We start from the raw sequence: 18393 nt of genomic DNA on the forward strand, positions 1-18393 counted from the left end.
ATAGGGTGGGTGCGGTGGGGGCTCAGGCCGGCGAGTACGCCAGCCGCACGTAGATCGGCGCGAACGGCTCGGCCTGGGTAATCTCGATCAGCGTTTCCTTGGCCAGCTCCAGCAGCGCGACGAAGTTCACCACCACCACCGGCACGCCGCCGGCGATGTCGAACAGGTCGGCGAACTCGACGAAGCGGCTCGACTGCAGGCGCCGCAGGATGCCGGTCATGTGCTCGCGCACCGACAGTTCCTCGCGGCTGATCTTGTGGTGCTGGGTCAGCTTGGCGCGCTTCATCACGTCCAGCCAGGCTTGCTGCAAATCGATGGCCTCGACCTCCGGCCAGGCCGGCACCAGGCTTTGCTCGATGAAGATCTGGGTGCGGACGAAGTCGCGGTCCAGCTGCGGAATCGTGTTCAGGTCGTAGGCGGCCAGCTTGATTTGCTCGTATTCCAGCAGGCGGCGCACCAGCTCGGCGCGCGGATCGTCGCTCTCGATGTCGAGCTCGGACTGGCGCTGCGGCAGCAGCATGCGCGACTTGATCTCGATCAGCATGGCCGCCATCAGCAGGTACTCGGCGGCCAGCTCCAGGTTGGACAGGCGGATCTGGTCGACATATTTCAGGTACTGCAGCGTCAGCTGCGCCATCGGGATGTCGAGGATGTTGAAGTTTTGCTTGCGGATCAGGTAGAGCAGCAGGTCGAGCGGGCCTTCGAAGGCGTCGAGGAAGATTTCCAGCGCGTCGGGCGGGATGTACAGGTCGTTGGGCATCTTCAGCAGCGGCTCGCCGTACAGGCGGGCGAGGGCGGCGACTTCGGTGGGCGCGACCTCCGGCGGCAGCTGCACCGACGGCAGTGCCATCGCCTCGGCGATGCCGTCGTCGGCCACAGTCGGCTGGGCTTCAGCCGTATCGTCTGGCAACATCCTTGCCGCCCCGGTGCTTAGACTTTGTTCTGATAAACGTAGGCTTGTTGCTTGATGGCCGATTTCAGCTGGCGCTCCTGCTCATCGAGCGACACCGGCGGACGATCCCACAGCAGGGCGCGGCCCTGTTGCTGGCCAGCTTCCATGCCCGGATTCTTTTCCTTCAGCGCCTTGATGAACAGGGTGTGCTCGGATTCGTACATCGAATGTTGTTTGGAGAGTTTCATATTTTCTAAGTGGGTGGATCAGCAAGGCGTATTTTACCGCGCCGCGGCGGCCGGCGGTAATTCTATCGTTGGCCGCCGCGCCCGCCCGGGCTACAAGGTGTGCAAAAAGTGGTCGATAATGCTTTGCTTGATGTGCGGCGCCAACTCCTGGCTGAAACCATGGCCGGTCGGGTAGGTGTCGTGCGTCACCGCGTGCGGGAAGCGCTGCTCCTTCAAATAAGCCACGATATCGTTGGACATCTGGAATGACGGCCATATCTGGTCGTTTTGCGCCGAAATCAGCAGGATAGGGCCGTTGATCCTTTCCACCGCGATGAGTGCCTGCCGCACCACTTGCTGCTGCTCCAGCGCCGCCAGGAAGCGGCCGATCTGGGGCAGCTTCTCGTCCTGCGCGGGACTCATGGCCGGGATATCCTTGCCCCGCCAGGTCCAGGCCGACTTGGGCAGGGTACGGCCGTACCATGCCACCGAGCTGGGCGTGGTCGCCACCACCGACTTGATGCGTTTGTCCATGGACGCCACCAGCAGGGCCGCTTCGGCGCCGCGCGAGCCGCCGACGAAGCCGATGCGCGTGGCGTCCACTTCGGGCAGCGTCTGCAGGAAGTCCAGCGCGCTGATGAAATATTCCAGCGGGATCTGGTCCAGCGTGGCCGGCAGCCCCGATTCCTTGAAATAGGCCAGGCCCAGCACGGCGATGCCGTGCGGTGCCATCATCTGGCCGTTGGCGTCGCCGGTGCCCAGCCCGCCCTCGGAACCGCCGATCGCCACGACGACCGGGACTTTGGCGGGTGTCTTGGGCAGGTAGAGATGGGCCACCAGGTCATGGTAGGCGACCTGTCTCACTTCATATTCGTAGCTGGCGGCGCGCGCTGTCCCGAAAAAAGATACATACAGTATCAAAATGCCCATCACTATGCGTTGCATCGCGTTCCCCGGTATGATTATGTGCCTTGGCAAATCGGCAAGGCGCCATGCTAGCAGTGCGTCGGCATGGCGACAACTCATTCCTCAACAACTCTCCACCATCGATGACCCAGCGCCTGACGCCCCGCACCGTATTCCTGCTGACCCTGCCGCCGCTGCTGTGGGCCGGCAATTCCATCGTCGGCCGGCTGGTGCACGACCAGCTGCCGCCGGTGCTGCTCAACTTCCTGCGTTGGGCGCTGGCCGGCGCCATCCTGCTGCCGCTGGCCGGGCCGGTGTTCGGGCGCGCGGCGGGCATGTGGCGCTACTGGAAGCAGTATGCGCTGCTGGGTCTGCTGGGCATCGGCCTGTACAACACCTTGCAGTACATGGCGCTGCAAACCTCGACCCCGATCAACGTCACCCTGGTGGCCTCCGGCATGCCGGTGTGGATGATGCTGACCGGCTGGCTGTTCTTCGGCGTGCCGGTCGGCCGGCGCCAGGTGGCCGGCGCCGTGCTGTCGATCGCCGGCGTGCTGCTGGTGCTGGCGCGCGGCGAGTGGGCGCATCTGCTGGCGCTGCGGCTGGTGGCGGGCGACCTGTTCATGATCCTGGCCACCATCGCCTGGTCGCTGTACAGCTGGCTGCTGACGCGCGCCCGCGAGCCGGCCGCGCTGCGCGCCGACTGGGCCGGCTTCCTGCTGGCGCAGGTGGCGTTCGGCGTGCTGTGGTCGGGCGGTTTCGCGCTGGGCGAGCAGGCGCTGGGCGCGATGCCGGTGCAATGGAGCTGGTCCCTGGCGGCGGCGCTGGCCTATGTGGCGGTCGGCCCGGGCGTGATCGCGTTCCGCTGCTGGGGCGCGGGCGTGCAGGCGGCGGGACCGTCGATCGGCGCCTTCTTCGTCAACCTGACGCCCTTGTTCACGGCCGTGTTGTCGGCCGCCTTCCTGGGCGAAGCCCCGCACGGTTACCACGTGGCGGCGTTCGCGCTGATCGTCGGCGGCATCGTGGTGTCGGCGCGGCGCTAACGCAAGAAATATTGACCAGGCGTAACAAGCAGCAAAACCTGCCGCCGTACACTGCAGCTTCGCCATCACTCAGCGGAGCGACACCATGCGGCTCACCCCATTCAAACCAAGCGGCATTCTGGCCGCGGCGGCCCTGATCGCCGCCGCGCAGCCGTGGCAAGCGGCGCGAGCCGTCGATTCCAGCGTACGGGACGCGCTCGCGCCCGGCTTGCTGGGTCTCTATCCCAGCGACCGTTTCAGGCTGGCGACCGGCCGTTGCCAGGACTGCGCGGCGCCCGGACAGGCGCTGTGGTACTTCAGCGACGACATGATCGCCGTGGCCAAGGCCGATGGCGCCGGCTATGCGCCCCGGCTGCGGGCCCAGGAAGACGTCAAGGCCTGGCTGGCCGCAGGCGGCGGGCAGGCGCGCGACCAGACGCCGCCGCTGGTATGGATAGGATCGCCCCATGTGGCCGAGGGGCGGCTGGAGCCGGACGCGCGGCTGACACGCCCAAGCGCCGCCGCACCGCTGAACGTCGAGTTCACGCCCAGGCTGTCGTCCAACCGTTCGTATGCGGATCGCAGCAGCCTGGCGTTTTTTGCCGGCGGCGAGGTCAAGGCCCGCGGCGCGCTGACCGAGGAACGCTTCGTGATGCGCACGCTGTGGCCCAAGCGTTACGCGCTCGGCGCGGCGGCGCCCAGCCAGCCGCTGGCCGCTGGCGAGACCGTCGAAAGCCTGGTCCGCGCCCAGCACGGCGGCGCCACCGCGCCATACGCCAGCCGGACCCTGTGGCGCCGCGACGGCGGCCGCGCGCCCTTGCCGCTGGCGGGCAAGCCGGTGCTGGCCTTCATGCTCAACGGCGCGCAGGGCGACGACGATGAATCCTATGGCGGCCACTTTGCCGTCGCCACCGGCCGCTTCGGCGCCGCCGGCGAGTGGGACAACTGGCTGGTGAACAATTTCTACAGCCTGGCATCGATCAGCGAAAAGGGCATCGTCGCCTCGATTCTGCCGATGGACGCCTACATGGGCGACCTCAACAGCGGCCAGGCCTGGTACCGCCCGTCCTACATGCTGGTGGCGGTGCTGAAGGACCAGCGCGCGCCGGCCTTGTACCAGGAAGCGATAGCCCGGGTGTTCAACCACTTCTACCGGCAGGATTTCCATTACCGCCACGCCAGCACCAACTGCGCGGGCATCAACGTCGAAACCCTGCGCACGCTGGGCTGGAACATTCCGCGCCTGGGCGGCGAAAGCCCGCTGAAAGCGGCGGTGGCCTTGCCGTACATGGCGTTGAAGGAAGTCAGCCTGGCAAGCGGCCAAAGCGCCTACGACTACCTGAAGACCGAGCGCACCGAGTTGCTGCCCTTCGTCGCCTTCAACACCATCGCCGACGACCTGCTCAAACGCCTGGCGGCGCCGGGCAGGGCGGCTGGCGGCACGCTGGAGGCGCAACTGAGCGAGGACCTGGAGGCGCTGCTGTTCGTGCGGATACCGCAGTTCCCGTCGTCGCGCGCCTTCGGCCACGATCCGGTGTTGTCGCTGCGCGAATACCAGCAGCGCGCGCCGGCCAACCGCGCGGACTGGCAGATCGTGCCGGTGGCCCCGCGCGTGCTGCCGGCGGCGTTCACGGATGGCGCCGCGCCCAGCGAGCGCAAGCCGCCGTCGGTGATCGCGACCTGGCTCTGGTTCGGCTTTGCGGCGGTGCTGGCGATGGTGTTGTTGACAGCTTGCCGCCGCTGGCGGGCTAGTCGCCGGCCGCCAGCTTGAGTGCGTCGATGAACACGCGCACCTTTTGCGGCAGGTGCGGCGTGGCCGGGAACACGGCGTGGATGTCGCCCTCCGGCAGCGACCAGTCCGGCAGCAGCCGCACCAGCCGGCCGTCCGCCAGGTCCTCCCGCACCGAAAACCAGGTCGCCCGCAGCACGCCGTCGCCGGCCAGCGCGGCGGCGCGGCAGGCGGGCGCGGTGTTGGTCGAGAACACGATGTTGCGCATCCGGACTTCGTTGTGCCGGCCGGCGCCGTCCACCAGCGTGAAGGTGTTGGGCTGGCGCAGCACCGTCAGCGAGATGTAGGGCAGCGGCGCCAGCGCCTGCGGATGGTCCGGCATGCCGTGTCGCGCCACGAAGTCCGGGCTGGCGACCAGCAGGCGCACCATGCGGCCGACGCGCGCCGCCATGTAGCCCGAATCGGCCAGCTTGCCCAGCCGCACCGTCACGTCGATGCCTTCGGCGATCAGGTCGATCAGGCTGTCGCCGCACACCAGTTCCACCTTCAGCGCCGGATAGCGCAGCCGCAATTGCGACAGCACCGGCGCCACCACCATCACGCCGTAGTCGATCGGCGCGGCCACCCGCAGCGTGCCCTGCGGGACTGCGCGGCCGCTGCGGGCCTGCTCGATGGCCAGCTCGGCCTGCTGCAACAGCTGGCGGCTGGCGTCGTAGAAGTCGCGCCCGGCCTCGGTCAGCGACAGCTTGCGGGTCGAGCGCAGCAACAGCCCGACGCCGACCTCGGCCTCCAGCAACTGTATGTGCTTGCTGACCATGGATTTGGCCAGCCCCAGGCGCTCGGCGGCGGCCGTCAGCGAGCCGGCGTCCACCACGGCGACGAAAGTGATCAGGCGGTTCAGGTTGACGGTGCTTAAATCGGCCATGGCGGGTGCGGGAGAGTAATTGTCCACCTAGAGTGAACTTAGTATCCGGTTTTGTCCAGCTTATCAGCACGATTGCAGCTGAATATACTGGCCGGACCATCCATCGTCACAGGACATCCATCATGAAGTTATACGGCTCCCCCCTTTCCGGCCACACCCACCGCGTGCGCCTGTTTCTCAGCCTGCTGAACTTGCCGTACGAATTCGTCCAGCTCGACATGCGGGCCGGCGAGAACCGCACGCCCGCGCATCTGGCGCGCAGCCCCTTCGGCGAAATACCGGTACTGGAAGACGGCGACCTGACCTTGCCCGATTCGACCGCGATCCTGGTCTACCTGGCCTTGAAATACGACGACAGCGGCCGCTGGCTGCCGCGCGAACCGGTGGCGGCGGCCACGGCGCAGCGCTGGCTGTCCAACGCCTCGGGCAAGATCGCCTACGGCCCGTGCGTGGCGCGGCTGGTGGTGGCGTTCGGCATGCCGTTCGATCACGAGCGTGCCAAGAGCATCGCGGTGCGGCTGTTTGACGCGATGGAGGTGGAGCTGGCCGGCCGTCGCTTTGCGCTGGGCGAGCAGCCCAGCATCGCCGACGTCGCCGCCTTCAGCTACATCGAGCATGCGCCGGAAGGCGGCGTGTCGCTCAAGCCGTATCCGAACATCCGCGCCTGGCTGGGCAATGTGCGCGCCTTGCCCGGCTTTGTGCCGATGACCGCCACGGCATGCGGCCTGGCGCCCGAAACCTACTGAACGGAGGCCATCATGAGCGCCACCCCATTCCATGCGGGCGAACTGGCGATCCAGCAGCGGGTGGGCGTGCGCGAGCAGATGGCCGGCGCCGGCGCGGCCGGTGTGCGCGACTACATGCCGGACCAGCATCGCCAGTTCTTCGGCGAGCTGCCGCTGTTCTTCATCGGCGCGCTCGATGGCGCGGGGCAGCCGTGGGCCACCATGCTGGTCAACGACGCGGGATTCGTCTCGACGCCGGATGCGCGCACGCTGCACATCGACGGCGGCATGCTGGCCGGCGATCCGCTGCAAGGCCAGCTGCGCGAGGGCGCCCATATCGGCGGGCTGGGACTGGTGCCGACCACGCGGCGGCGCAACCGCGTCAACGGCGTGATCGCGGCGATCGACGAGGGCGGCATGCGGGTGGCGGTCACGCAGAGCTTCGGCAACTGCCCGCAGTACATCCAGGACCGGGTGCAGACGCCGGTGCCTGCCGTGCCCGTACCGCAGGTGCTGCGGGCCGCCGTGTTAAGCGCGCATGACCGCGAGCTGATCGCCCGCGCCGACACCTTCTTCATCGCCAGCGCCAACCTGGAGACCGAGGCCGGACGGGGCGTCGATGTCTCGCATCGGGGCGGCCGGCCCGGCTTCGTGCGGGTGGACGACGAGCGCACGCTGACGTCACCCGAATTCGTCGGCAACTTCTTCTTCAACACCATGGGCAACCTGCTCGGCTATCCGCGCGCGGGCTTGCTGTTCATCGACTTCGAACGCGGCGACATGCTGCATGTGGCGGTGGAGGCGGAGATCATCTGGGAAGGCGCGCAGCTGCGGGCCTTTGCCGGCGCCGAGCAGCTGCTGCGCTTCCACGTGCGCGAAGTGGTGCGCAATGTGGGCGCGCTGCCGTTCCGCTGGAGCGCGCCCAAGCCGGCCGCGCAAGTGGCGCGCACCGGCGTGTGGGAGGAGGCGGACCGCGTGCTGCAAGCGGCCGCGCTGACCAGCGCCTGGCGTCCGTACACCGTCACCGAGGTGGTGCGGGAGAGCTCCACGGTGCAATCGTTCCATCTGGAGCCGGCCGACGGCATGGGCGTCGCCGCGCATGTGCCGGGCCAGTTCATCTCGCTGCGCGCACCGGTGGACGGCGCGCCGCGCATCCGCAGCTACACCCTGTCCGACGCGCCGAACGGCCGCAGCTACCGCATCAGCGTCAAACGCGACGGCGCCGTATCCGGCTGGCTGCACGATAATCTGGCGCCTGGCGCGCGCATCGAGCTGCTGGGGCCTGGCGGTGATTTCACCTTCGAGCAAGGCACGCGGCGGCCCGCCGTGCTGCTGTCGGCCGGCATCGGCATCACGCCGATGATCGCCATGCTGAACGGCTTGCTGGTGAACGGCAGCCGCACGCGGCATCGCCATCCCATCCACTTCTTCCACGGCGCCCGCAGCCGCGACGAGCACGCGTTTGCCGAACGCCTGCAAACGCTGGCGGCGGGTCATCGCAACCTCAACGTCCACATACGCTACAGCGGTGGCGAGGCCGAGGCCTGCGACATCGTCAACTGGCATGCCAGCAGCGGCCGCATCGACCTGGATTGGTTGAAGACGCAACTACCGTTCGACGACTACGATTTCTACCTGTGCGGTCCGGCGGCGTTCATGCAGCAGATGTACGACGGCCTGCGCAGCCTGAACATCGCCGACGCGCGCATACGCTTCGAGGCCTTCGGTCCGGCCAGCGTGCGGCGCGACGCGGCAGTTGCCACCAGCGCGGCCAAGCCGGCCGGCCCGCCGGTACCGGTGCAGTTCGCGCGCTCGGGCATGTCGGCGCTATGGGACGGCAGCGCAGGCAGCCTGCTGGAGCTGGCTGAAGCCAAGGGCGTGCCGGTTGAATCGAGCTGCCGCTCGGGCCAGTGCGGCGCGTGCGCGGCCGGCCTGCTGTCCGGCGCCGTCGAATACACGCGCACCTGCGGCGCCGAGGTCGCGGCGGGGCAGGTGCTGATGTGCTCCGCCATCCCCGCCGCCGGCAGCGCGCCTGTCGTGCTGGCGCTGTGACGCATCAGGGGCAGGCGCCGATCACGTAGTAGCCGGCCGCCGTCTGCGCCAGTAAGGTGATGAAGAACAGATTGTTCAGTCCCATGTTCTGGTTGGAGCCGTTGGCCAGTGCATAGCCGCCGCTGTCGTGCGCGCGTCCCGCATGCACATGGGCGTAGTTGCTGGCGCTGACGGCGGTGCAGGTCCACGCCGATGCGGTGGTGACGTTGATCGCCGGCGACAGCGCACTCTCGCCCGAAGCGCCGACCGCCGACACCGCGAAGCTGTAGCCGGTGCTGGCCGCCAGCCCGCCGGCGGTGTAGCTGGTGGTGCCTAGCGGCGACGCGGTCAGCTTGGCGCCGTTGCGATACACGTTGTAGCCGGTGGCGCCGCTGACGGCGTTCCAGCTCAGCGCCACGGCGCTGGCGGTCGGCGTGCCCGCGCTCAAGCCGGTCGGCGGCGGCAGCACCGGCGCGCTGCCGACCAGGAATTGCGCGAGAGGGCAGCCGGTCGAGACCTGGCCCAGCGTGTCGGTGGCGCTGACGCTGCCGGTGTAGTAGCCGCTGGCGACGTTGTAGCTCTTGCTGAAGCTGGCGCCGCTGCCGGCCGCCGCATCGTTGATCGCGGTCGGACCGTTCAGCTGCACCGCGTAGCTGGCCACGCTGCCGCTGGCCGTGGCCGCGCCGCTGATGGTGACGCCGCTGTTGCTGACCACCGTGGTGCCGCAGGACGTCATCACCGGCCCCGGCGTCGCCGAAGCGCGCAGATTATTCTTGAACCAGAAATCCATGACGAAGGCCGGGTAGTTGACCCTGGTGCTGTCGACATAATTGGTGTTCTGGCCGCCGCTGCCGGCCGGCCATGCATGGCCCATGCCGCTCACCGTGATCTCGTGCGTGCGCAGCTTGCCGTTGCTGTCGGTGTAGGGCACGTTGCTGCCGCCGCCAGCCACCGCGACCGCGGCGCCCTTGCTGTAGCTGCCGCCGTAGGCCAGGCGCATGCCGGCCGTGTCGATCGGGCCGTAGCCCTGCGCCACCGTGAAGTCCGAAGTGCCCCAGACGGCGCCGGCGATCTGCGTGGCGAAGGCGCCGGCGTTGGCGCCCGCCATGGCCTTGCACTGGTTGCCGGCCGTGGTGGCGGTATAGCCGGAGGGCACGGCGCCGATCTGCAAGGTGGTGGTGCCCGGCGGCGGCCCGGCGTTGATGCCGACGCCGGCGAAGACGTCCGGCGCCAGGCAGCCCAGCACCATGGTCTCGCCGCCGCCGGACGACAGGCCCGTCACATACACCTGCTTGGGATCGATGGCGTACTGCGGATCGTTGACGAAGCGGCTCACCAGGTCGAGCAGGACGGCGTCGTGGCCTGCGGCGCTGCGGTTGTGAGTGGTGTTGGCGTAGTCCCAGCAGTGGTTGTTGTAGACATTGCCGGTGGCGTTGGGCGCCAGGATCACGGCGCCGTATTGATCGGCCATCGCCTTCCAGTTGAAGCCACCGTCGCCGCCGCTGTTGATTACGTCGCCGCCGGCCGTTTGCAGGCAGCCGTGCAGCACCAGCACCAGCGCGCGCTTGCCGCCCAGCGTGGGCTGCGAGGCGGGCCAGTAGAAATAGCCGGTGAGATTGCCGCCGTTGACGCTGTCGGCGGCCCAGGTCTGCTGCGCGCTCCACGTGCCGGGACCGGCCGTCACCGCCTGCGCCAGGCAGGCCGCCAGCAGGATCGTACAGACGAATGCGTGCGACACCAATCGCTTGATGTTGATTGCCATGATAGTCTCCGTTGTTGTTTGTGGGTGCGCCGGCGGCAGGAAAATAGTAGATCAAATCAGCGCGCGCACGCGCACCCCAGTATTTTTACTGTTGCGCAATCATCGGGACAGGCGCTCAGCCCAGCGACTTGATGTAGCGGGGATCGATCTGCGCGCAGTAGCCGGCGCAGGCCTGGCGGGCGGCGTTGGCGGCCGCGTGCACTAGCATCTCGGCATTGGAGTGGAAGCACATCGAGACGATGATGGCCGGCGGCTCCGGCTGCACCGGCAGTTCGATGAACTCGCCGTTCTTGAGCGCGTCCACCACGAACAGGCTGGGGATGGCGGCCACGCCGTAGCCGTCCTTCACCAGCTGGACGATGGCCGCCACCGACGGCGAGCAGGTGATGCGGGTCTGCTCCAGCGGCACCATCGCCAGGTTGGCCATCTTGCTGACGATTTCCTCGATCATGCGCTGCGGCGCCGTGCCGCGCCCGAAGGTCAGGATGGGCAGGGCCAGCAGGCGCTGGTTCAGGCCTTCCTTGCGCGTATCGATCAGGCCCTTGCGGGCGATCCAGTGCAGCGGATACACGGCCAGCGCCTCGGAGACGATGTCGCTGCTTTCGACGCCCTCGACCTGGATCACCAGATCGAGCTCGCGCGCGCGCAGGCGCCGCTCCAGCACATTGCTCATGTCGACCGTCAGGTCCACTTCCAGCTCCGGGTACATGGTGTTCAACTCGCGGATGTACTGCGCCAGCCAGCTGTGCACCACCGATTCGATCACGCCCACCCGCAGGCGGCCGCGGATCGCGCTGTCCTTCTGTGCCGCCGCCATCAGCCGGCGCGTGGCGTCGACCACCGCCTTGGCGTGGGCCAGCAGGTATTCGGCGTTGGCGGTGAGGCGGAAGTCCTTGCTGGCGCGGTCGATCAATTCCGTTTGCAGCTCTTCCTCCAGCGTCTTGATGCGCAGCGAGATGGCGGCCGGCGTGGCGTGCAGCGCCCGGGCGGTGGCGCGGAAGCTGCGCAATTGGGCGAGGGTGACGAAAGTCTCCAGGAATCGGGTGTTCATGGCAAACAAGAATACCTTAACCCGACGCACCAAGATAGCGCAGAGTGGTAAGAAAAACTATACAACAACAGCAAAAATAACTAGATGGCGTGTAGGGTTATTCAAGTTTATTCTTAACTCATGCAAGTTATTCATGATTTGAACAACGAGACCAGCGCCATGAACCCACTCGAATTACGACACAAAGTACGCAGCGGCGAATTCCGCCTGCCGACCGCCGGCTATTGCGGCCCCTACGCCCAGGCCAACCTGGTGATCCTGCCGCAGGCGCATGCCGACGAGTTCCTGCGCTTCTGCCAGCGCAACCCGCGCGCCTGCCCGCTGCTGGCGGTGGGCGAGCCTGGCCAGTGGAACGTGCCGCGCCTCGGCGCCGACATGGACCTGCGCAGCGACATCCCGGGCTACAACATCTATCGCGGCGGCCAGCTGGCGTCGCAAACCTACTCGCTGCACGACGTCTGGCGCGACGACCTGGTGGTGTTCGCGATCGGCTGCTCGTTCTCGTTCGAGCAGATGCTGATCGAGGCCGGCATCAAGCTGCGCCACATCGAGCAACGCCGCAACGTCGCCATGTACCGCACCAATATCCGCAACCAGAGCGCCGGCCCGTTCGGCGGCGAGATGGTGGTGTCGATGCGGCCGATGAAGGCCGCCGACGCCATCCGCGCGATCCAGATCACCAGCCGCTATCCGGCGGTGCACGGCGCGCCGGTGCACCTGGGCGACCCGTCGCTGATCGGCATCGCCGACATCGCGCGGCCCGAATACGGCGATCCGGTCGAGATCATGCCGGACGAAATACCGGTCTTCTGGGCATGCGGCGTGACGCCGCAGGAAGCCATCCGCCACGCGCGCCTGCCGCTGGCGATCACCCACCAGCCGGGCTACATGCTGGTGACCGACATACTGAATTCATCTTTAGCAGCGTTCTGATTTAAAACCAAAGTAGCGCCCGCGACGGACCCGCACAGCGCGTCCGCAGGGGAGCGCTACGCCTGACAAAAAGGGGACCACCATGAATACCAGAGCACTATCAACCACACAGCCGGAGGGATTTTTCTCCTGGTTCCACGCCTTGACCGGCAAGGAGCGCCGCACCTTCTGGAGCTGCAAGATCGGCTACGCGCTCGACGCCATGGACACGCAATTCCTCAGCTTCGTGATCCCGACGCTGATCGCCACCTGGGGCCTGTCCAAGGGCGACGCCGGCTTGATCGGCACCGTCACCTTGCTGACCTCCGCCGCCGGCGGCTGGATCGCCGGCATCCTGTCGGACCGCATCGGCCGCGTCAAGACGCTGCAACTGACCATCCTGTGGTTCGCCTTCTTCACCGTGCTGTGCGGACTGGCGCAGAACTTCAACCAGCTGCTGCTGGCGCGTGGCCTGATGGGCTTCGGCATGGGCGGCGAGTGGACCGCCGGCGCCATCCTGATCGGTGAGGTAATCCGCGCCAAGGACCGCGGCAAGGCGGTCGGCATGGTGCAGGCGGGATGGGCGATCGGCTGGGGCGTGTCGGCGCTGCTGTATGCGCTGATGTTCTCGCTGCTGCCGCCTGAATGGGCATGGCGCTCGCTGTTCCTGCTGGGGATACTGCCGGCGTTGTTCGTGATCTTCATCCGCCGCTTCGTCGACGAGCCGGAAGTGTTCGTGGAACAGCAGAAGAAGGTGGCGCCGGAGGACCGCGCCTCGTTCGCCCAGATCTTCGCACCGAAGATGCTGAGCACCACGCTGCGCGCCGTGCTGTTGACCACCGGCGCCCAGGGCGGCTACTACGCCATCACCACCTGGCTGCCGACCTTCCTCAAGACCGAGCGCCACCTGACGGTGCTGGGCACCGGCGGCTACCTGGCGATGGTGATCGTCGGCTCCTACGTGGGCTACATCGTCAGCGCCTTCCTGACCGACTACCTGGGCCGCAAGAAGAACTTTATCCTGTTCGCCACCGGCTCGCTGTGCATCGCCCTGGCCTACACCCGCTTGCCGGTGACGGATGGCGTGATGCTGTTCCTCGGCTTCCCGCTGGGCTTCTGCGTATCGGGCGTCTTCAGCGGCATGGGCGCCTTCCTGACCGAGTTGTTCCCGACTTCGATCCGCGGCTCGGGGCAGGGCTTCAGCTACAACATGGGCCGCGCCATCGGCTCGCTGTTCCCGCTGATGATAGGCCTGAGCAGCCAGTCGATGGCGCTGGGCGAGGCGATCGGCGTGTTCGCCGGCACCGCCTACGGCGTGATGATCCTGGCCGCGCTGACGCTGCCCGAGACCGCCGGCAAACAACTTGAATCCTGATACAGCTAACAGCAACAGCAGAGGTTACACCATGAAAAACGACATCCCCGCTCAACAACTTCGCTGGCAGTTCTGGGTCGATCGCGGCGGCACCTTCACCGACATCGTCGCGCGCCGCCCGGACGGCAAGCTGGTCACGCACAAGCTGCTGTCCGAATACCCGGAGCGCTACGACGACGCCGTCACGCAAGGCATGCGCGACCTGCTCGGGCTGAAGACGGGCGATCCGCTGCCGGCCGACCAGATCGAAGTGATCAAGATGGGCACCACCGTCGCCACCAACGCGCTGCTGGAGCGCAAGGGCGCGCGCACCGCGCTGGCCATCACGCGCGGCTTCGCCGACCAGCTGCGCATCGGCTACCAGGACCGGCCGGACATCTTCGCCATGCGCATCGAGCTGCCGGACCTGATCTACGAGGAAGTGATCGAGATCGACGAACGCATCGGCGCACGCGGCGAGGTGCTGCAGGCGCCGGATGAAGCGGCGTTGCGCGGCCAGTTCGTCGCGGTGCGCGCCAAGGGCATCGACGCCATCGCCATCGTGTTGATGCACGCCTACCGCTATCCTCAGCACGAGCAGCGGCTGCGGGCGCTGGCCGAGGAGGCGGGCTTCACGCAGATCTCCGTCAGCCACCAGGTCAGCCCCTTGATGAAGATCGTCGGCCGTGGCGACACCACGGTGGTGGACGCCTACCTGTCGCCGGTGCTGCGCGACTACGTGTCGCGGGTCTCGGCCGATACGGGCGACGTGCGCATCATGTTCATGCAGTCCAACGGCGGCCTGACCGACGCCGGCCGCTTCCAGGGCAAGGATGCGATCCTGTCCGGCCCCGCCGGCGGCATCGTCGGCGCGGTCAAGAGCTGTGAGGCGATCGGCCTGAAACAGGTGATCGGCTTCGACATGGGCGGCACCTCGACCGACGTCGCCCACTACGACGGCGCCTACGAGCGCGTGTTCGAGACCGTGGTGGCCGGCGTGCGGGTGCGCGCGCCGATGATGCACATCCATACCGTGGCGGCGGGCGGCGGCTCGATCTGCAGCTTCGAGAACGGCCGCTTCAAGGTCGGGCCGGAATCGGCCGGCGCCAACCCTGGCCCGGCCAGCTACCGCAAGGGCGGTCCGCTGACCGTCACCGACTGCAACGTGATGCTGGGCCGTATCCAGCCGGAGCACTTCCCGCGCGTGTTCGGCCCGAACGGCGACCAGCCGCTGGACCGCGACGTGGTGGTGCGCGCCTTCGGCGAACTATCCGAGAAGATCGCCCGCGAAACCGGCACCCGCTTGTCGCCGTCCGCCGTGGCCGACGGTTTCCTGGCGGTGGCGGTCGATAACATGGCGCAGGCGATCAAGTCGATCTCGGTGGAGCGCGGCTATGACGTCAGCCGCTACGCCATGTGCTGCTTCGGCGGCGCCGGCGGCCAGCATGCCTGCCGCGTGGCCGACGTGCTGGGCATGACCAAGATCGTGATCCACCCGTTCGCCGGCGTGCTGTCCGCATTCGGCATGGGCCTGGCCGACATCCGCGCCATGCGCGAAGGTGCGGTCGAACAGCCGCTCAGCGACGCCACGCTGGCCGAGCTGGGACCGCAACTGGTGGCGCTGGCGCGCGACGCCGCCACCGAACTGCTGGAGCAGCAGGTGGCGCAGGAAGACATCCGCGTCGAACTTTGCGCGCGGCTGAAATATCAGGACAGCGATTCCGCCTTCGTCATCCCGCTGGCCAGCATGGCCGAGATGAGCGAGGCCTTTGCGGCGCTGTATCGCGGCCGTTTCGGCTTCGTCATGGAAGGCCAGCCGCTGGTGATCGAATCGGTATCGGCCGAAGCGATCGGCGCCGGCGATGGCGCCGACTTCGTCATCGAAGTGCCGGCCGGCGGCGGCGCGGATTCGCCAGGCCGCGTCTACAGCTATGTCGACGGCCAGACCGTGCCGATCGCGCTGCACGTGCGCGCCGAGCTGCCGGTGGGCAGCCGCGTCGCCGGTCCGGCGCTGATCCGCGAGGAGATCGCCACCACCGTGGTGGACGCCGGCTGGAGCGCGCGCGTCCTGCCCGACCACTCGCTGCTGCTGGAGCGCAGCGTGGCCGCCGGCAGCGCGCACAAGATGACCACCGCCGTGCATCCGATCCACCTGGAGATCTTCAATAATTTGTTCATGGCGATCGCCAAGCAGATGGGCACCACGCTGGAGAACACCGCCTACTCGGTCAACATGAAGGAGCGGCTGGACTTCTCCTGCGCCATCTTCGACCGCGAGGGCAACCTGATCGCCAACGCGCCGCACATCCCGGTCCATCTGGGCTCGATGAGCGACAGCGTGCTGTGCGTGATCCGCCAGCACGCGGCGACGATGGCGCCGGGCGACGCCTATGTGCTCAACGTGCCCTACAACGGCGGCACCCACCTGCCGGACATCACCATCGTCTGCCCGGTGTATGGCGACGCCGGCGCGCCGCCGTTCGCCGTGCGGCCGGAGCCGCTGTTCTACGTCGCCGCGCGCGGCCACCACGGCGACGTCGGCGGCATCACGCCCGGCTCCATGCCGCCGAACAGCACCAGCATCCTGGAGGAGGGCGTCCTGCTCGACAACATCAAGATCGTCGACAAGGGCGTATTCCTCGAGCCGCTGGTGCGCGAGCTGTTCGGCGCCGGCCCCTGGCCGAGCCGCAATATCGACCAGAACATCGCCGACCTGATCGCCCAGCTGGGCGCCTGCGAGACCGGCGCCAATGAACTGCTGAAGGCCACCGCCTGCTACGGCGAAGGCGTGGTGCTGGCCTACATGCAGCACGTGCAGGACAACGCCGAAGCGGCGGTGCGCAAAGCCATCGGCGGCCTGCGCGACGCCAGCTTCGCCTACGAGATGGACGACGGTGCGATGTTGAAGGTGAAGCTGACCATCGACCATGCCAGCCGCAGCGCCACGGTGGACTTCACCGGCACCAGCGAGCAGCGGCCGACCAACTTCAACGCGCCGCTGTCGGTCTGCAAGGCGGCCGTGCTGTACGTGTTCCGCACGCTGATCGACAGCGACATTCCGATGAACGAGGGCGTGCTCAAGCCGCTCAAGCTGATCATCCCGGAAGGCTCGATGCTCAACCCGCGCTACCCGGCGGCGGTAGTGGCTGGCAATGTGGAAGTGTCGCAATATGTCACAGATGCGCTGTACGGCGCCCTGGGCGTGATGTCGGCGTCGCAGGGAACGATGAATAATTTCACCTTCGGTAATGCCGAGCACCAGTACTATGAGACTATTGCCGGAGGCTCCGGCGCGGGACCTGGCTTCGACGGCACGGCCGCCGTGCAGACCCACATGACCAACTCGCGCATGACCGATCCGGAGGTGCTGGAGTGGCGCTTTCCGGTGCTGGTGGAAACCCACGCGATCCGTCGCGGCAGTGGCGGCGAGGGTGCGCAACGGGGCGGCGATGGCGCCTTGCGCCGCATCCGCTTCCTGGAGGCGATGACGGCCAACATCCTGGCCGGCCACCGCCGCATCGCGCCGTTCGGGCTGGAGGGCGCGATGCCCGGAGCGCTGGGCCGCAACTGGGTCGAGCGCGGCGACGGCACGGTGGAGGAGTTCGGCGCCACGCACACCGCCGAGATGCAGGCAGGCGACGTGTTCGCCATCGAAACGCCGGGCGGCGGCGGCTTCGGAATCAAATAAACGATATAAACGCCAAGCAGGCGGGATAGCCAGGGCTCGTTATCCCGCCTCCAACATCAGAGCCTGTACAACTGGGGACAACAATGAATAAAACTATGTTTGCGCTGGCGCTGAGCGCATTGGCCGGTACGGCTGCGGCCCAATCGAACGTGACGGTGTACGGCATCGTCGACATGGCGGTGGTGCGCGAAAGCGGCGGCGTCGGCGCGGCCGCTTCCAGCACCAAGCTGACCAGCGGCGTCGAGTCGGGCTCGCGCCTGGGCTTCAAAGGGACCGAGGATCTGGGCGACGGCTTGTCCGCCATCTTCCTGCTGGAGAACGGCTTCCAGGCCGACACCGGCGCGATGGGGCAGGGCGGTTTGCTGTTCGGCCGCCAGGCCTACGTCGGCTTGCAGAGCAAGACCGCCGGTACGCTGACCCTGGGCCGCCAGTACACGCCGCAGTATCTGGCGGTGGCGGCGGTCGATCCCTTCGGCTCCGGCACGGCGGGCGACACCAAGAACCTGATGGCCTCCACCGGCAATAGCGCCAGCCGCATGGACAATGCGGTCAAGTACGCGTCGCCGGTGGTCAACGGCTTCAATGCGGAACTGGTCTACGGCGTCGGCGAAGTGGCGGGCGACAGCACGGCGCAGCGCCAGTTCGGCGGCGCGGTCGCCTACACCAGCGGCCCGCTGGTGGTGCGACTCGCGCATCACAACCGGAATAACGATACGGCCACCGTCAAGAACAACAGCAGCGCGAAAAACACCGTGCTGACGGCGCTGTACGATTTCGGCGTGGCGAAGGCGCACTTTGCCTACGGCGTCGACAAGGGCTTGAACAGCGCCTTGCCGCGCAACCTGAACAACCCGTTCGGCTACGCCGTGGCGCCGACGCCGTCCATCGACAGCAGCGTGGTGCTGCTGGGCGTGACGGTGCCGCAAGGGATGGGCACGTGGCTGGCCTCCTACATCCGCAAGAACGACAAGACCAGCTTCAACCAGGATGCGCAGCAGCTGGCGGCGGGCTATCGCTACTATTTGTCGAAGCGCACGGACTTGTATGGGGTGTATGCTTACATCCGCAACAAGAACGGCGCCGGCTACACGGTCGGCAGCGCGATCGAAGGCGGTACCGGCAATCGCGGCCTCAATCTCGGCATTCGTCACGTTTTCTAAGGAGCGGTC

At 67.3% G+C, this 18393-nt stretch carries 14 protein-coding genes; 8 read left to right on the plus strand and 6 right to left on the minus strand.

All coding sequences use genetic code 11. From position 1 onward, the window contains the following. Positions 1 to 22: 22 nt before the first annotated feature. From RUGAMON1_RS01705 to RUGAMON1_RS01715, 3 genes are all read right to left on the minus strand, one after another. On the minus strand, positions 23 to 913 hold the full coding sequence (locus RUGAMON1_RS01705) for a segregation and condensation protein A (protein WP_445228868.1): 891 nt from the start codon (positions 911 to 913) through the stop codon (positions 23 to 25). Positions 914 to 930: 17 nt separating this feature from the next. Continuing rightward, a complete protein-coding gene (locus RUGAMON1_RS01710; protein WP_008450053.1) occupies positions 931 to 1140 on the minus strand; it encodes a DUF3460 family protein in 210 nt (69 codons plus the stop codon). Between the two features lie 90 nt (positions 1141 to 1230). After that, on the minus strand, positions 1231 to 2064 hold the full coding sequence (locus RUGAMON1_RS01715; protein ID WP_445228869.1) for an acyl-CoA thioester hydrolase/BAAT C-terminal domain-containing protein: 834 nt from the start codon (positions 2062 to 2064) through the stop codon (positions 1231 to 1233). Between the two features lie 104 nt (positions 2065 to 2168). Between RUGAMON1_RS01715 and RUGAMON1_RS01720 the strand changes: the two genes are divergently transcribed. Both RUGAMON1_RS01720 and RUGAMON1_RS01725 read left to right on the plus strand, forming a co-directional pair. Then, a complete protein-coding gene (locus tag RUGAMON1_RS01720; RefSeq protein WP_445229244.1) occupies positions 2169 to 3068 on the plus strand; it encodes a DMT family transporter in 900 nt (299 codons plus the stop codon). An 85-nt stretch (positions 3069 to 3153) separates the two neighbouring features. Further along, on the plus strand, positions 3154 to 4818 hold the full coding sequence (locus tag RUGAMON1_RS01725; RefSeq protein ID WP_445228870.1) for a hypothetical protein: 1665 nt from the start codon (positions 3154 to 3156) through the stop codon (positions 4816 to 4818). Here the strand turns inward: RUGAMON1_RS01725 and RUGAMON1_RS01730 are convergent. Then, positions 4796 to 5701 carry a LysR family transcriptional regulator gene (locus RUGAMON1_RS01730; protein ID WP_445228871.1) on the minus strand — a complete coding sequence of 302 codons (906 nt, stop codon included), beginning with the start codon at positions 5699 to 5701 and terminating at the stop codon, positions 4796 to 4798. The genes RUGAMON1_RS01725 and RUGAMON1_RS01730 overlap by 23 nt on opposite strands. Positions 5702 to 5823: 122 nt before the next feature. On the opposite strand from RUGAMON1_RS01730, the gene RUGAMON1_RS01735 reads away from it, so the two are divergent. Next, entirely contained in the window at positions 5824 to 6447 is a 624-nt protein-coding gene (locus tag RUGAMON1_RS01735; protein WP_445228872.1) for a glutathione S-transferase family protein, read from the plus strand. 12 nt (positions 6448 to 6459) lie between these two features. Then, entirely contained in the window at positions 6460 to 8478 is a 2019-nt protein-coding gene (locus tag RUGAMON1_RS01740) for a 2Fe-2S iron-sulfur cluster-binding protein (protein WP_445228873.1), read from the plus strand. Between the two features lie 4 nt (positions 8479 to 8482). Here the strand turns inward: RUGAMON1_RS01740 and RUGAMON1_RS01745 are convergent, their stop codons facing one another. Continuing rightward, positions 8483 to 10219 carry an extracellular catalytic domain type 1 short-chain-length polyhydroxyalkanoate depolymerase gene (locus tag RUGAMON1_RS01745; RefSeq protein ID WP_445228874.1) on the minus strand — a complete coding sequence of 579 codons (1737 nt, stop codon included), beginning with the start codon at positions 10217 to 10219 and terminating at the stop codon, positions 8483 to 8485. 115 nt (positions 10220 to 10334) lie between these two features. Beyond that, positions 10335 to 11270: a LysR family transcriptional regulator gene (locus RUGAMON1_RS01750; RefSeq protein ID WP_116988181.1), complete on the minus strand. Its 936-nt coding sequence runs from the start codon at positions 11268 to 11270 to the stop codon at positions 10335 to 10337. 120 nt (positions 11271 to 11390) lie between these two features. On the opposite strand from RUGAMON1_RS01750, the gene RUGAMON1_RS01755 reads away from it, so the two are divergent. The 4 genes from RUGAMON1_RS01755 (at position 11391) to RUGAMON1_RS01770 (ending at position 18384) form a co-directional block, all read left to right on the plus strand. Continuing rightward, entirely contained in the window at positions 11391 to 12203 is an 813-nt protein-coding gene (locus RUGAMON1_RS01755; RefSeq protein WP_445228875.1) for a putative hydro-lyase, read from the plus strand. Between the two features lie 82 nt (positions 12204 to 12285). Next, positions 12286 to 13557 carry an MFS transporter gene (locus tag RUGAMON1_RS01760; RefSeq protein ID WP_332854800.1) on the plus strand — a complete coding sequence of 424 codons (1272 nt, stop codon included), beginning with the start codon at positions 12286 to 12288 and terminating at the stop codon, positions 13555 to 13557. A gap of 31 nt (positions 13558 to 13588) precedes the next feature. Continuing rightward, positions 13589 to 17224 (plus strand): hydantoinase B/oxoprolinase family protein, encoded by a 3636-nt coding sequence (locus tag RUGAMON1_RS01765; RefSeq protein ID WP_445228876.1) that lies wholly within the window; start codon positions 13589 to 13591, stop codon positions 17222 to 17224. 83 nt (positions 17225 to 17307) lie between these two features. Next, positions 17308 to 18384 carry a porin gene (locus tag RUGAMON1_RS01770; RefSeq protein WP_445228877.1) on the plus strand — a complete coding sequence of 359 codons (1077 nt, stop codon included), beginning with the start codon at positions 17308 to 17310 and terminating at the stop codon, positions 18382 to 18384. Positions 18385 to 18393 lie beyond the last annotated feature (9 nt).

Source organism: Duganella rhizosphaerae (assembly GCF_040364205.1).
GTDB classification, from domain to species: Bacteria; Pseudomonadota; Gammaproteobacteria; order Burkholderiales; family Burkholderiaceae_D; genus Rugamonas; species Rugamonas rhizosphaerae.